This window comes from Rummeliibacillus suwonensis, from assembly GCF_007896435.1.
Taxonomy (GTDB): Bacteria; Bacillota; Bacilli; order Bacillales_A; family Planococcaceae; genus Rummeliibacillus; species Rummeliibacillus suwonensis.
Window position 1 is genome coordinate 769,221 of record NZ_VCBL01000001.1, and the last position, 15,453, is coordinate 784,673.

General features: G+C 35.1%; 13 protein-coding genes. 12 read left to right on the top strand and 1 reads right to left on the bottom strand.

The annotated features are described in order from the left end of the window. The first annotated feature begins 47 nt into the window (after positions 1–47). Positions 48–407: a 50S ribosomal protein L20 gene (rplT, locus tag FEU33_RS03555; protein ID WP_146548047.1), complete on the top strand. Its 360-nt coding sequence runs from the start codon at positions 48–50 to the stop codon at positions 405–407. A gap of 406 nt (positions 408–813) precedes the next feature. On the opposite strand, the gene FEU33_RS03560 is transcribed toward rplT, so the two are convergent. Next, a complete protein-coding gene (locus FEU33_RS03560; protein ID WP_146548048.1) occupies positions 814–1,254 on the bottom strand; it encodes an Rrf2 family transcriptional regulator in 441 nt (146 codons plus the stop codon). Positions 1,255–1,422: 168 nt separating this feature from the next. On the opposite strand from FEU33_RS03560, the gene hmpA reads away from it, so the two are divergent. The 11 genes from hmpA (at position 1,423) to FEU33_RS03620 (ending at position 15,447) form a co-directional block, all read left to right on the top strand. Further along, the gene (hmpA, locus tag FEU33_RS03565) at positions 1,423–2,610 is read left to right on the top strand and encodes an NO-inducible flavohemoprotein (protein ID WP_146548049.1); all 1,188 of its coding nucleotides are present in this window, start codon (positions 1,423–1,425) and stop codon (positions 2,608–2,610) included. Between the two features lie 483 nt (positions 2,611–3,093). Continuing rightward, on the top strand, positions 3,094–4,632 hold the full coding sequence (locus FEU33_RS03570; RefSeq protein ID WP_146548050.1) for a DUF5776 domain-containing protein: 1,539 nt from the start codon (positions 3,094–3,096) through the stop codon (positions 4,630–4,632). A 350-nt stretch (positions 4,633–4,982) separates the two neighbouring features. After that, the gene (locus FEU33_RS03575; RefSeq protein WP_146548051.1) at positions 4,983–6,443 is read left to right on the top strand and encodes a DUF5776 domain-containing protein; all 1,461 of its coding nucleotides are present in this window, start codon (positions 4,983–4,985) and stop codon (positions 6,441–6,443) included. A gap of 305 nt (positions 6,444–6,748) precedes the next feature. Next, positions 6,749–7,186 carry a dUTP diphosphatase gene (gene dut, locus FEU33_RS03580; RefSeq protein ID WP_146549892.1) on the top strand — a complete coding sequence of 146 codons (438 nt, stop codon included), beginning with the start codon at positions 6,749–6,751 and terminating at the stop codon, positions 7,184–7,186. A 284-nt stretch (positions 7,187–7,470) separates the two neighbouring features. Further along, positions 7,471–8,559, top strand: coding sequence for a M42 family metallopeptidase (locus tag FEU33_RS03590; protein ID WP_146548052.1), 1,089 nt, complete (start codon positions 7,471–7,473; stop codon positions 8,557–8,559). Positions 8,560–9,729: 1,170 nt separating this feature from the next. Further along, complete coding sequence (locus tag FEU33_RS03595; protein WP_146548053.1) at positions 9,730–10,305, top strand: TetR/AcrR family transcriptional regulator; 576 nt, start codon at positions 9,730–9,732, stop codon at positions 10,303–10,305. Between the two features lie 96 nt (positions 10,306–10,401). Further along, positions 10,402–11,517, top strand: a complete 1,116-nt coding sequence (locus tag FEU33_RS03600) for an ABC transporter permease (RefSeq protein WP_146548054.1) — start codon at positions 10,402–10,404, stop codon at positions 11,515–11,517. Next, entirely contained in the window at positions 11,518–12,195 is a 678-nt protein-coding gene (locus FEU33_RS03605) for an ABC transporter ATP-binding protein (RefSeq protein ID WP_146548055.1), read from the top strand. A 54-nt stretch (positions 12,196–12,249) separates the two neighbouring features. After that, on the top strand, positions 12,250–12,570 hold the full coding sequence (locus tag FEU33_RS03610) for a heme oxygenase (RefSeq protein ID WP_146548056.1): 321 nt from the start codon (positions 12,250–12,252) through the stop codon (positions 12,568–12,570). Between the two features lie 199 nt (positions 12,571–12,769). Continuing rightward, positions 12,770–13,738 carry an ornithine carbamoyltransferase gene (gene argF / locus FEU33_RS03615; RefSeq protein ID WP_146548057.1) on the top strand — a complete coding sequence of 323 codons (969 nt, stop codon included), beginning with the start codon at positions 12,770–12,772 and terminating at the stop codon, positions 13,736–13,738. Positions 13,739–14,928: 1,190 nt separating this feature from the next. Next, the gene (locus FEU33_RS03620) at positions 14,929–15,447 is read left to right on the top strand and encodes a hypothetical protein (protein WP_146548058.1); all 519 of its coding nucleotides are present in this window, start codon (positions 14,929–14,931) and stop codon (positions 15,445–15,447) included. Positions 15,448–15,453 lie beyond the last annotated feature (6 nt).

Below are 15,453 nucleotides of genomic sequence, written 5' to 3' on the forward strand. Positions count from 1 at the left end.
GAAAAAAATAATATATTCATGTAATTGAATAGCAGGAGGTAATTAGTATGCCACGCGTAAAAGGCGGTACTGTAACACGCGCACGTCGCAAAAAAGTTTTAAAATTAGCTAAAGGTTACTTTGGCTCTAAACACACATTATATAAAGTTGCTAACCAAGCAGTGATGAAATCAGGTCAATATGCATATCGTGACCGTCGTCAAAAGAAACGTGATTTCCGTAAATTATGGATTACACGTATTAACGCCGCTGCTCGTATTAATGGTCTTTCTTATAGCCGTTTAATGCACGGTTTAAAAATTGCTGAAATCGAAGTTAACCGTAAAATGTTAGCTGATCTTGCAGTAAATGATGCAGCTGCATTTGCACAATTAGCAGATGTTGCTAAAAAAGCCATCGCTAAATAGTTTTAAAAGAAGGAGTGCTTGTTCAGATTCTCGACATTAGAGAATCTGAATCGAAGCGCGCTTTAGCTTTTAACAGAAATTCCAGTGTTTACACGGATATGGATGGTTATAAGTATACCCAGGGTTTGGTCTTAAAGTCTCTTTTGGGATGAAATTTGTAACAGTAAAAAACACGAATGTTGTTCAATCAACATTCGTGTTTTTTCTATTCTAAATTATTTTTTCTATACTAAATGTTAAGGGAGATAAACGATAAATAGTTTTATAACAGATAACTACTTATCGTATAAAAGTGAAGGGGCATGCCCTAAACACCAAAATTGCATTCGTAAGGTTCTTCTAAATCCTACACCAACTTATGACATAGAACTGTTATTCAGTAGAAATCCATTTCTTAATCGCGCAATTACTTGTCGTTAAATAGTAATGCAGCCATCTTCTCTTTTGAATCTAACAGATCGTTTAAAGTATATTCATCTAAAACAGCTAAATAAGCGTGAAGTGCTTTATTTAGCACGCCCTTCAACTGACAGACGGGAGAAATGATGCAGCCAACAGATTCAGGATTGAAACAGTCTACTAGGTAGAAATCTTCCTCTGTTTGTCGAATCACTTCCCCTATAACAATATTTTTAGGGTTCATGGCAAGACGTATACCGCCACCACGACCACGTATTGTTTCAATATATCCAAGTTTACCAAGCTCATGGGTTACTTTCATTAAATGATTTTTCGAAATTCCATATGTGTCCGATATTTCTTTAATCGTGGCTAGCTTTTCGGGATCCATTGCACCGAGAAAAAGCAGGACACGTAAAGAATAATCGGTATATAAAGTTAATCGCATCCAATACACCACCATTTCTATGTCTATTATACCATGTAAAGTAAAAACCCTGTTATTTTTAAAAGATGTATTTAAAATATGTCTTTTTCGTTAAAGATGTATATAAAATATTGCTTTAAAGGATATATGGGTGTAGCTTTGAATTATAAAAGAAAAGGAGTGTTCATGATGTTATCACAACAAACAATGGATATTGTAAAATCTACTGCACCAGTACTAGAAGTGCATGGAACAGAAATCACCAAAACTTTCTATAAAAACATGTTTGCAGCACACCCAGAGTTATTAAATATTTTCAACCATGCAAACCAAGTAAAGGGTCGTCAACAAGCAGCATTAGCGAACACAGTTTATGCAGCAGCAGTTCATATTGAAAATCTCGGCGAAATTTTGCCAGTCGTGCAGCAAATTGCACAAAAGCACCGTAGTTTGGGTGTTAAACCTGAACATTACCCAATCGTAGGGGAATTTTTACTTGGAGCTATAAAAGAAGTTCTTGGTGATGCTGCCACAGACAATATTATCAATGCTTGGAAGGAAGCATATGGTGTCATTGCCGATATCTTTATGTCAACAGAAGAAGATATGTATACGGAAGCTGAAAGCCAAAAAGGGGGATGGAGATTCTTCAAAGAGTTTGAAATTGTTGAGAAAGTAGTAGAAAATGAAGAGATCACTTCTTTCTATTTAAAACCAGTGGATGGCAAAGCTTTACCAGATTATAAACCAGGACAATATATTACGCTAAAAGTTGAGATCCCTAACGAAAAATTCACTCACTGTCGTCAATATAGTTTATCAAGAGCTGCCAATAAAGAAGCATTTCGTATTTCTGTAAAACGAGAAGATTTACATGATCCGGCAGGTAAAGTATCGGTTTACTTGCATGATCAAGCAAAAGTGGGAGATCGCATTGAAGTGAGTGCACCAGCGGGAGAATTTCAACTAGACATTGCATCTAAAGCACCTGTAACCTTTATCGCAGGTGGTGTTGGTATTACGCCATTAATGGCTATGTTTGATACTTTAGCTTCACTAGATGCAAATAGACCTGTAACGTTCATTCACAGTACACGTACAGCCAAATTGCATGTATTTGATCAAGAAATTGCTGCTAACTTAGAAAAAATGCCAAATGCTAGCTACATTACAATCAATACTGATGAAGTGGGTTATGTCACGAAGGAATTTTTAAAGGAAAATGTAAGTCTTGAAAATGATGTTTATGTTTGTGGTCCATCTGAATTTATGGAAGCAATGATCAATCATTTATATGCAATTGGCTTTAAGGAATCTCAAATTCACTTTGAATTCTTCGGTCCAGCACAACAATTAAAAGTTGAATTAGACGCTTAAGGATACAATGAAAATCATAGCAAAAGTTCAAGTGGCCAGAAAAATTTTCTGGCTGCTTTTTTTATCCCGATTTAACGGGTAAATAAGCCCCCATCTCAAGATTTGGAGAGAAACGAGAAAGTTAGATGGGAGACGGACTGCCCTTAAAAGCCCGATTGGTTCAGACCAACAAGATGTTGGTCACTCAGGTGTTGCACAGGGCGTGGCGCTTTTAACCTTAGTTCTTCTAGTTTAGTGGGGGATGAAGAAAATTCCCACTGATGGAAGCTTCACTTTATTGAATATCCATATCTATGTAAGAAAAGATTGTGAATAGATTTAAGTGTTCGAGTTTTTATAGGCTCCTAGTAGAAGATTTAAGAATGCGACAAAAATTTTACATTTTCTCATTTTTTAATTTATGATTCTTTATACCTATTAAAAATTTGTTATTCTATAATAAAGTACTAAGTCTATAGATACATTAAAAAAGGAGATGGCAACATGAGAAATGTAAAGTTGTTAGTAGCGATTTTTGCTGCCTTAGTTGTATGTGCAATTGGTGTGCAGCGTGCACAAGCAGAAGAATTTGCTCCTGCCAACCCAGATAGCACTACAAAATGGGAAACAACCCCTATTATCGTAGATACAACGAGTCAAAAATTAAGATTGATGGGATCTTCTCCTATTATTGCTGATATTTCAAAATGGCAAGGAGACATAAATTGGGCAAAAGCTAGTAAAAAATTGGATCTAGCCATTATACGTACACAACATGGTAGTACAGAAGAAGATACATATCATAAGAAAAATGAGACAGAGGCAAAGAAGTATGGGGTTCCTTTTGGCGTATATGCGTTCAGTTTAGCTGAATCTTCAAGTGATGCGAAAACAGAGGCGAATAATTTTTATAACCGTGCCGATAAGAATGCATTATTTTATGTGATCGATGTTGAAAAAAATACAAGCACATCTGGCGAAAGTATGCGAACGATTACAAATGCCTATATGAAGCAACTTCGCACAAAAACAGATAAGAAAATCGGATTATATATAGCACATCATTTATACAAAAGTTTTAATCTAGATACGACGAAGGCAGATTTTGTCTGGATTCCTCGATATAGTACGACGAAACCAGATTTTTCTTATGATTTATGGCAATATACAGATAAAGGGCGAATCGATGGGATCAATACAAATGTCGATTTGAACCGATTAAATCCAAATCTTACACTAAATCAGTTTTTAGCGAATGTAACATCAACAAATGATCAGTATACAGTTGATCCAGATCAACATTTTAATGAAGGACAATCAAACGATAATGCATCTGAAACAGAACCGGCAAGTGTACACATTGAATATCACACTTCAAATCCTAAGCATATTATATTAAGTTCAAATACAAACCAATATAGTAGCAGTAGTTTAAGTGAATCTACTAAAACCAATACTTTGAAAAAGGGACAAGTATTTGAAACCGTTGACCTTATAAAGAACACACAAGGCAAAATGGTTTTAAAGTTGGCAAACGGGCAATATATCACAGCAGACAAAAGAGTTGCGATCAAGTGTATAGCTAATATGGCATCTTATTATACAGTGAAACCTTCTTTCATCATTTTAAAAACAACAGTAGGTGCTTATTCTTCCACAACATTCAATAATTCTACAATGCTTGGTAAGGTAAAAAAGAACACAATTTTGACCGTTCGAGATATAGAATACACATCAACGGGAGTTCCAAGATTCAAAACCGTTTCAGGTAGCTATGTAACAGCGAACAAATCGTATGTAAATGCGTTGACAACAAAATATAAAAATTATGTAGTAACGAAACCAAGCTATGTAAAATTAAAGAAGAGTATTTATCAATATAGCAATATTTCTTTGACAAAATCGGCAAAAGGTTCGCTCCTTCTAAAAGGAAAAGTATTAAATATTAAAGGAATTACTTATACATCAGGTGGAACTCCACGTTTACAACTTACAAATGGTCGATTTATTACTGCCAATAAAAGTTATTTAATAGCATACTAAGTATCAATGAGCACAGATTTTTGAGGAAGAAATTTGTGCTTTTTATGTCGCATGAACAGACGGTAAGACCTATTTCGAGAGAAGGACCAGTGAATTAATTGTCCTTAAAAAACACAATTGGTTCGACTACAATGGGGATAAAGAAACTTCCCTTGTGAGAAGTTTCAACTTATTTTCTAATAAAAATAGCATAAAGTTAAAGAATTTTAAAAGAAATGTAACTTTTGTAATGCATTTGAAGGTAATATGTTTTATATTTTCCCTTAATAGTTTGGTATTCTATAGTTGGCAAAGACTTATATCGTTAAGTATTTTGTTCGAATTAAAATACATAGAAGGAGACGAAAATAGTGAAAGTTATTCGGAATTTAGCAGCTGTAGTTTGTATGATGGTTATTTGTCTTATCACTGTACATACTGCATCAGCAGAAGAGCCTGCACCTGCAAACCCTGATCATACAGAAAAATGGGAAACAGCTCCAACAACGATTATGAAGACTCAGAGTTTATTAAAAACAGCTTCCTCAGAACCTATCATTGCAGATATCTCATATTACCAAAAAGATGTCGATTGGGCACAGGCAAGTAAAGTGTTAGATTTAGTCATCATTCGAACACAGTACGGCAGTACGTTTGAAGATCCAATGCATAAAACATATGAAGCTGGTGCAAAAAAATACGAAGTACCATTTGGCGTTTATGCATATAGTTTAGCTGAATCTTCAAGTGATGCAAAAACAGAAGCCAATAATTTTTATAATCGCGCAAGCAAGGGTACGAAATTTTATGTGCTGGATGTTGAAGAAAACACAAGTAAATCTGGCGAAAGCATGCGAACAATTATTAATTCATACGTAAAACAATTACGAACAAAAACCAATAAGAAAATTGGACTTTATGTAGCCCATCACTTATACACTTCATTAAATTTAGATACTTCTAAATTCGATTTTGTTTGGATCCCACGATATAACAATAGTACCGCTGCCCCTGCCTATCCTTATGATTTATGGCAATATACGGATCAAGGTAGAGTAGCAGGCATTAGTACATATGTTGACCTAAATCGTCTAAATTCAAAGGTGAGCTTAAGCTATTTGACTGGAACAAGTAGTGTCACACCTGCAAGTAAACCAAGATATTACACAACTAATCCAGGAACAGTTGCTACTAAAGTACAAGTGAATCAATACTCTTCAACAAGTTTTACAAGTGCGACAAAAGGGAAAGCAATGGCAAAGAATACTTTAGTAAAAGTTGCTGGAATTGTAAAAACAAGTGCTGGTACACCAAGACTTAAACTAACGAATGGTACGTATATGACAGCTAATCTTGATTATGTTGTAAAAGTGACGTCTAAAATCAATCAATATTACACAAAAAAACCAAGTAAGGTTCTAGTTAAATCAGGCTTATATGCATATAACAATGCGGACTTGGATAGTAGAGTGACTGGTGTAAAGAAAAATACAGTATTGAGTATTAAGGATCTTGCTTATTCTTCAGGTGGAACACCACGATTAAAATTATCAAATGGATATTATATTACAGCAAGTAAAGATTTTGTTAGAGCAGTGACATCATCCATTGCCAATTATATTTATGTCAATCCAGGAAAGGTTCAACTGAAAAGAAGCGTCTATCAATATAGTAGCCCTAATATGTCAAGTGCTACACGAAAAAGTGCATTGTCAAAAGGTAAAACATATACTGTAAAATCGATTTCATTCTCTTCAGGTGGAACACCACGATTGAAATTATCAAATGGGAATTATATTACAGCAAACAAGAATTATGTGGTAGCGAAATAAGAACTAAACAAAAAATTGATCCCGCTTTAACGGGCAGTAAGACCGCATCTCAAGATTTAGAGCGAAACGAGAAAGATAGATGGGGGATCAACTGCCCGTAAAAGTCCGATTGGTTCAACTTAACCATCAGTGGGGGATGAAGAAAACCCCACTGATGGAAATTTCACTTTATCCCATTTAGCATATGGAGAAGAGGATTCTCCATATGTTTTTTTATATTTGTATGTATTAATCTTTTCAATCATCTCTTTTTTAGATACGATAAGAAGGAGGAAATATTGATTACAAAAAAGGTAGGTAAAACGATGGATTTCACATTAAAAGTACAACTTATTCATAAAGATGCAAAATTGCCATTTCGAGCAAATCCAGGTGATGCAGGATTAGATTTATACGCAGTGGAGGAACAAGTCATCAAAGCAGGGGAATCTGCATTGATTCCAACAGGGATCGTGATTGAACTGCCAAAAGGTACAGAGGCACAGGTACGTCCAAGAAGCGGACTCGCATTAAAGCATTCGATCACAGTACTAAATAGCCCGGGAACTGTTGATGAAGGTTATCGTGGGGAAATAAGAGTCATATTAATTAATCATGGTAAAAAAGATTTCTTAGTGGAAAAGCATATGAGAATTGCACAAATGGTTATAGCTCCAGTACTTCAAGTAAATGTAGAACAAGTAGATGCAGTTTCTGATTCGGTTCGTTCTGTTGAAGGTTTTGGTTCATCCGGTAAATTCTAAATATTATTTTTTTGAATTGATCCCGCATGAACGGGCAGTAATACCCCCACCTCAAAATTCAGCGAAAGCAAAGAAGTTAGGTGGGAGATCAACTGCCGCATGCGCCCGATTGGTTCGGGCGGGCAAGATGCTGGCTACTCAGGTGTTGCCATACGACGTGACGCTTTTAACCTGAGTTCCTCTAGTTCAGTGGGGATGAAGAAAATCCCCACTGATTAAAGTTTCACTTTATGATCTATCAGGATTATAATGGGTGAGGAAAGAATATTTAGGGGGACGAAATAATGGCTCGATTAGATGAAACATTAACCATGTTAAAAGATTTAACGGATGCAAGAGCTATTGCTGGTAATGAAAAAGAATCTCGTGAGGTGATGAAAAAATATATAACACCCTACGCAGATCAAGTGGAAAGTGATAACTTAGGTGCAGTGATTGCCAAAAAAGTAGGTGATCTAAATGGTCCTAAAATCATGGTAGCAGGTCACTTAGACGAAGTAGGTTTTATGGTGACCAAAATCGATGATCAAGGCTTCTTGAAATTCCAGACAATTGGTGGCTGGTGGTCACAAGTAATGCTTGCGCAACGTGTGCAAGTCGTCACACGCTCTGGCGAAACGATTGTTGGTGTCATCGGTTCGAAGCCGCCACATATTTTGCCTGCTGCTGCTCGTAAACAATCATATGAAATAAAAGATATGTTTATCGATATTGGTGCAGCTTCCAAAGAAGAAGCAGAAAGCTGGGGAGTAAGTCCTGGCGATATGGTGGCACCATACTTTGAATTTACAGTGATGAAAAACGACAAACATCTACTTGCAAAAGCTTGGGATAATCGTATTGGTTGTGCCATTGCCATCGAAGTTTTAAAAGGATTGAAAGATGTCAGCCATCCGAATATTGTGTATGGCTGTGGTGTTGTTCAAGAAGAAGTGGGTCTTCGTGGCTCCAAAACAGCGGCCAATAAGATCCAACCTGACATTGGTTTTGCAGTAGATGTAGGGATTGCTGGTGACACACCGGGAATCACCTCAAAAGAATCCAATAGTAAAATGGGTGCTGGGCCACAAATTATCGTTTATGATGGTTCAATGGTAGCCCATAAAGGTTTACGCGATTTTGTTGTGGATATAGCAGAAGAAAATAATATCCCATACCAATTCGAGTCCATCCCAGGTGGCGGCACAGATGCGGGCTCCATTCATTTAACAGCAAATGGTGTACCGGCTCTTTCCATTGGTATCGCAACACGCTATATTCACTCTCATGCAGGAATTTTGCACCGCGATGACTTTGAAAACACCGTCAAATTAGTGATTGAAGTTATTAAAAAATTAGACCGTGAAACAGTAAATAAGATTATTTTTGAATAGAAAAAGAACAATGCATTAAGTGGAAAGAATGAGTATAAACCATTTGCTTTCTTTCGCTTCTACAAATTCAAATAAAACTTAGTGATTAACTACCTTCTAACTAAAATTGTTGGGGGTAGTTTTTTTGTCCACAAGAAGATTAGGAATATTTGATGTAGATAACGCATTGTCAAATATCTAGTAATGAAACTTTGTTTGAAAAGCATAATTAGTAGAGGAAATATATAACAGTAATATGAAACCTTTTCCTGTTCTTTTCGTATAGTTAATAGACAATTGTTTACAGAGGAGGGATTCCAATGAGTGAATCTAATGAGATACTAAAGAAGTCAAGTTTCGTATTGCCTGTTTTTATTGGTTTGGGGTTAGGTGCGTTATTAGGTTTAGTTGCTTATGTAAAAGATTGGTTTTAATTTGATAAGTCTTTTTGGTATTAATATGGATAAACTTTGAATAATGGGCAGTTGTTAATGTTAAATGAAAATAGGAAACCATTGTTATAGCGATTTCCTATTAATTATATTTAATAGCCAACATTTAACAGAGCGTAGAAAATAAACTTTAATTTTGAATAATAGTCATAATTCGTTTGAGATTAAAGGCGAATATAGTCATCGCTCTTTGCATTTTCATACCTAAATAGATCCGTAGATGATGTTATATCATACCCATTTCTGTGTTTTAATTCGCTATTCTTTGCGTCAATCTTATAGTGGATTTTACTTTTCCTTTCCTGGGTATTTTGAAATATTTCTTGGTCCTTATGTTTTGCTGATTGAATTGATACCTATATATTTACTTCATGTAATTTTACAGGAAAGGACTTGCCTTTTAAGACAAAAGAATTTTGGAAAAGAAAAAATAGTGGATTGGAGTGGAAGGCAGCGACTCCAGCGGGAACAGCACGAGCCGAAGCACCCGGACTGAGCGTAGCGAGGGAGAAGGCTGAGGCCATGCCCGCGGAAAGCGTCTGCCTGGAAAGGAAATCCACGGCTTTAAATGAAAAAAGTTAGTATGAGAACAATTAATTCGTTCTCATACTCGTAATAAAAATCAGAAATAACTTTTTCAGTGCTCTCAGTTTATCTGCAGTCTTTTTAAATAATAATTCTTGTCGCTTGTTATGCTTAAGTGATACGATTAAACAAATAGAAGAAATGAGGTGGCGGATTGGGTAGAGACCGTAAGTTTTCAACAATCGATCTTTTTATAGCTACAAAGAAGCAAATTCTTCAAGTTGGCTACGATGGCTTTACAATCAGCCATTTAGCGGAGACTTTAGAGGTTTCTCGAGCAGCGATTTATAAACAATATGTAAACAAAGATGAGTTATTAATAGATTTCATGTTGTATGAGATGGAAAAAAGTGTAGGTGATTTAAAACAAGTTAGACAAGAAGGTACATTTGAACAACAGCTTGAGGATTTGTTAAATCGTATGGCTCATTTTAATGAATTACATCAAATTCTGGGAATGGCTTCACTTATTCAAAATGTATCGGAGGAAGTGATTCAAAAAAAAGAAAAATTATCATCGATGCATAAGGATCTGTATGAACCATTATTAAGAATTGTAACAAATGGCAAGAAAGAAAAGAAGATCGATGCTACTTTCCCAGACTCACTAGTATTGGGATTTATTTTTCAAACAATTGATATTCCCAGACAACATAATTTGTCTACAGAAGAACAACTTCAATATATTAAACAACTAATTTTACATGGCGTTTGTGGAAAAAATAAGTGACACAAGTGTAACTTATGTGTATAATGATTCTGAAGTATATTTGATTTTTATAAATCAAAAGTGACATATGTGTAACTTATAAGGAGGAATAATTCCATGTTTTTAGCATTAAAAGAATTAAAACACGCAAAACTACGCTATACATTGATGAGTATCATCATTGTATTAATCGCATGGCTAGTCTTTATTTTATCTGGACTTGGTAATGGTTTATCTACACTCAGTGCTGCAGCAGTAAAGAATTTAGATGCAGATTATGTAGTATATGAAGATGGAGCGAAAGCAACATTTAGTAAATCGCTAATCTCTAATTCATTAGTCGATGATATTAAGAAAAATAAAGACGTCAAAGATGCAACACCATTTGGTGCAGCTATGGCTGCGATTTCTCATGGTAAAAAAGATGAGGAAAAAACAGATATCGCTGTATTAGGTATTAAACCAGGTGAATTCATCGAACCTAAAGTAGTTGAAGGTAAACAACTAGACCCAGACATCAAAAATGGTGTACTTGCCAATGATACTTTGAAAGATAAAGGATATAAAATTGGTGACGAAGTTCAAGTGGATAGTTCTACGATTAAACTAAAAATTGTTGGTTTCGTAGAAGGAGAAACGTATAACCATTTACCTGTACTATTCTCAAACGTAGATCAATGGAGAGATTATGCATTCGCTGCACCGGGATCTAACAATGGAATAAAAGACGTGGTAAATGCAATTGTTTTGCAAGCACCAGATTTAGACCCAGCACAATTAGATAAATCTATTAACGGTATTGAAACTGTAACAAAGAGTGCCGCTATTAACGGAATGCCTGGTTATATGGAAGAAAACGGAACAATTTTAATGATGCTTGCATTCTTAATCGTTATTTCCGCATTTGTTATAGCAGTATTTTTCTATGTTATTACCATTCAAAAAACACAACAATTTGGTGTAATGAAAGCTATTGGAGCAAGCAATGGTTTCATCACAAAAGCCATCGTATCACAAGTATTTGTTTTATCAGTAGTTGGTATTTTAATAGGAGTTGCTTTAACTTACTTAACAGCGCTTGTTTTCCCAGAGAATATGCCATTTAATTTGGACGCTAAACTTGTTGTTTTATATGGTATTGCATTACTTGTTATTAGCTTGTTAAGTTCACTTATTTCTGTTCGTCAAATCGCGAAGATTGATCCATTAACTGCATTAGGGAGAGTGGAATAAATGAATGGATTACAGATTAAGAATGTTACAAAAAACTATAAAGAAGGAAATTCTTCTATTACAGCATTAAATAATGCTTCTATGGAAGTAAAACCAGGAGAATTTGTGGCAATTGTAGGACCTTCAGGATCTGGAAAAAGTACACTTTTATCTGTTGTTGGCGCGTTATTAAAGCCAACTTCAGGAACCGTTAGTATCAATGATAAAGAGATTACGAAATTATCTTCAAAAGCGTTGTCAAAATTTCGTTTGCAAGAAATTGGTTTTATCTTACAAAGCTCAAATTTAATTCCTTATCTAAACGTAACAGATCAATTGATTTTAGTGAAGAAAATGACAGGTAAAGTAACAAAAGAGGATCAAGAAAAAGCTAAAAAATTACTCACTGAACTTGGATTAGGTGGGAAATTGAAAAAGTATCCAAATGAACTTTCCGGTGGGGAACGCCAACGTGTCGCAATTGCTCGCTCATTGATGAATGATTCTAATGTTATTCTAGCCGATGAACCAACAGCTAGTTTAGATTCTAAACGTGCACATGAAGTCGTAAAATTGATTGCGGACGAAGTCAAGAAACGCAACAAAGCAGCTATTATGGTAACACATGATGAACGTATGTTAACGTACTGCGATAAAGTATATAAAATGGAAGACGGTATTTTAACTTTACAAAAATAATTTTTGCTAAAGGTACATGTTTTTTCATAATCTTTAATTAAAGGAGAGATTATCATGTTTGTTATTACAAATCGTATCAAAACGAAAAAAGGATTCGCTAGTCGTATGGCTCCGGGTTTTACAGGTGATAAACAAATTGGAGATTTCAAAGGATTTATTAAAACTGAAGTTTTAGTTTGTACATCTAATGAAGAATACGATGAAATGGATGTTAATATGTATTGGGATAATTTAGAAAACTTTAAAGCTTGGCGTGAAAGTGATGCTTTCAAAAATGCTCACAAACAATCACCAAGTGATGCTGCGAAGGAATCACCTTTACTTGGAAGCCAAATTATTATTTCAGAAATTGCTTCTACTACAGAAAACAAATAAGCTAACCATTAGTAAGAGTTATCAAAATTTATAAAATTAAACGTATATGCTATTTCAACATAACGTTTGATTAAAATCCTTTACGTGATATCGTAAAGGATTTTAATTTTTTTGAAAAAATTATAAAAATACATTTGATTTAATATTTATTCATATGTATAATGAATTTTATCACAAGAAAATGTAAGGAGCGATTTTGATGAAATTATTAGAACTTGTTCAACTTAAGTTAGTGACTTCTTTAAAAGATAAAGATTTACTTGCACTTGCAGATTATACAAGCGAGGAAGTACAAGGTTTACTTGATCTTGCTATGAAGTTAAAAGTGATTACAAAAGAAGGTAGCTGCCCTCCATTATTAGAAGGTAAGACTTTAGGGATGATCTTCGAGAAAAATTCAACTCGTACACGTATTTCGTTTGAAGTTGGGATGAATCAACTAGGCGGTAAAGGAATGTATATGAATACACGCGACTTACAAATAGGCCGTGGTGAATCGATTCATGATACAGGTCACGTACTATCAGGCTACCTAGATGGCATTATGATTCGTGCTAACTCTCATGAAATGGTCAAAGAGCTTGCTGAACATGCTTCTATTCCTGTCATCAATGGTTTAACTGATTTAACTCATCCATGCCAAGCTTTAGCAGACTTAGAAACAATCGCTGAAGAAAAAAGTGAACTAAAAGGATTAAAATTAGCGTATATCGGGGATGGCAATAACGTAGCGCATTCGCTAGTGGTCGCTTGTGCTCATGTCGGAATCGATGTTGTCGTAGCAACACCAAAAAACTATGAGCCAAAAGAAGAATTTATGAAAAAAGCGGCAGAAATCGCATTGCAAAATGGAAGCACGGTTGCACACACATATGATCCTGTTGAAGCTGCAAAAGATGCAGATGTCATTTATACAGATGTATGGACGTCAATGGGGCAAGAAGAAGAAGCTGCCAAACGATTACAAGATTTTAAAGGCTATCAAATTAATGATGCACTTGTCGCACATGCGAAATCTGATTATATGTTCCTTCACTGTTTACCTGCTCACCGTGAAGAAGAAGTAGCGACATCCGTTATTGATGGACCAAACTCCTTTATCTTCCAACAAGCTGAAAACCGTTTACATGCGCAAAAAGCTGTCCTTGCTTCTATTTTGGGCGAATAGGCCAATTTTAACAAGTAGAAGTATTATAAAATTTATTGGAGTCTTATTTATCCCGCGTTAACGGGCACTAAGACCCCCACCTCAAGGTTTAGAGAGAAACGAGAAAGATAGGTGGGGATGAACTGCCGCATGCGCCCGATGGTTTAGCTAACCATCAGTGGGGATGAAGAAAACCCCACACTGATGGAAGCTTCACTTTATCATTTAATTTAAGCTTTAATCAAAGATTGAAATCTTTATAAATGTGCAAGTCAAATTATTTGTCGTATTTTCAATAAATCTTATTGAAAATACGGCTTTTTTTAGCGATTCAATATAATAATACGTTAAGATTGAAAAAGTAAATGTTGTAAATAATGGTCAACATTATATGAAGTGAATATCCCATTTTTTAATCTAAAAAAACTGGTGAAAGATTTATATATTTTAAGGCTCCGTTCCCTAAATTGCCCCGCTCTCATCTGGATACTAACCCTCTATGAGCTACACCAGCTTTGCTACAGCCTATTTACACTATATAATCAAACCGATTTTCGATGAAAAATATTTTTTAAGCTATATTTGAATCAATTTCATAAATCATTTTCTTCTTAAAAATACGAACATTTAATAATAACTAATTTTGATAGTTGTGGAGCGGAAGACGGCGACTCCTCGAAAATGCCTGCGCATTTCCTTCGTGCGGTGTGAGTTCAGGGAGGCTTATGCAAAGTCCTACGGGAAAAGCTTGAGCTGAAAGCCCCGCAGGAACGATTGAAGGGACAAAGCCTAAGTTCGCCACGTCCTGTGGCAACGGCTTCGGGGTCAACATCGTGTCGACCCGAGGAGATTGAAGCCAAGCCCGTGGAAAGCGCCGTCTGGAGTGGAACAAAAATTTATGAATATTAATGTTCATGTTGATTTAAAACGTTCGTGTTTTTTATCTGAATTTTGCATTATGAAATTGATTCATTTATAAACAATTAGTTGTTTTGTACGATAAACTAAAAAAGTATATTATATCCATGATCTACGAGTGCAAAATATAGTAGATAGGATTAATTGTTAATGTAGAATGAAAAAAGCATAAATATGATCTTTTTATGACTCTGAAAAAGAAAGCATTATTTAAAAAATCTAATTCTGTCATAACATATTATTTTATTTATGTTATAATTATACAAAAATAAACAAAGAAAGGATTGATTAGCTTGAAAAAATTCACAATGCTCATTTCGTTTTTGGTGCTGATTTTATTTTTTGCTATTCCACAAAACACGAAGGCTGCTTCTATTTACAGTGCTGGTTCTAGTTCACCTTCCATTGTTAAAGTATATGGAACATATAATTGGTCCGAAGCTGGATATTGGGATTTAACCGATGTGGATACAATTCCAGATACAGCCGTTGTTACAGCTGCTAAGGTAAATTGGAGTATTTGTTTAAGTTGTGGTATGAATTACGCTGATACGTACGTCGCTTTATTTAATGAGGATGGATATGGTTATTGGATGGATTCTGGCATCTTTAATACTAATTTTGAAGGTGAACCATTAAAACAAAATTGGTCCACGCAATTTTATGTAACCAAAGTTAATAGTTCGGGAGGATATATAACGCCTAATTTAACACTTAGCTGGGAAGATTCAGAAACTTCAGCGAGTGGTAAAGTCAATTTAGTAAACTCAACTGAAAAAAATCAGGTAAAAATTGAAGAAACAATCGAGTAGGGAGTG

Coding starts and splice junctions, on each gene's coding strand:
- rplT (WP_146548047.1), top strand. CDS start 48: ATGCCACGCGTAAAAGGCGGTACTGTAACACGCGCACGTCGCAAAAAA.
- argF (WP_146548057.1), top strand. CDS start 12,770: ATGAAATTATTAGAACTTGTTCAACTTAAGTTAGTGACTTCTTTAAAA.
- FEU33_RS03560 (WP_146548048.1), bottom strand. CDS start 1,254: ATGCGATTAACTTTATATACCGATTATTCTTTACGTGTCCTGCTTTTT.
- FEU33_RS03605 (WP_146548055.1), top strand. CDS start 11,518: ATGAATGGATTACAGATTAAGAATGTTACAAAAAACTATAAAGAAGGA.
- FEU33_RS03570 (WP_146548050.1), top strand. CDS start 3,094: ATGAGAAATGTAAAGTTGTTAGTAGCGATTTTTGCTGCCTTAGTTGTA.
- FEU33_RS03610 (WP_146548056.1), top strand. CDS start 12,250: ATGTTTGTTATTACAAATCGTATCAAAACGAAAAAAGGATTCGCTAGT.
- FEU33_RS03590 (WP_146548052.1), top strand. CDS start 7,471: ATGGCTCGATTAGATGAAACATTAACCATGTTAAAAGATTTAACGGAT.
- dut (WP_146549892.1), top strand. CDS start 6,749: ATGGATTTCACATTAAAAGTACAACTTATTCATAAAGATGCAAAATTG.
- FEU33_RS03600 (WP_146548054.1), top strand. CDS start 10,402: ATGTTTTTAGCATTAAAAGAATTAAAACACGCAAAACTACGCTATACA.
- hmpA (WP_146548049.1), top strand. CDS start 1,423: ATGTTATCACAACAAACAATGGATATTGTAAAATCTACTGCACCAGTA.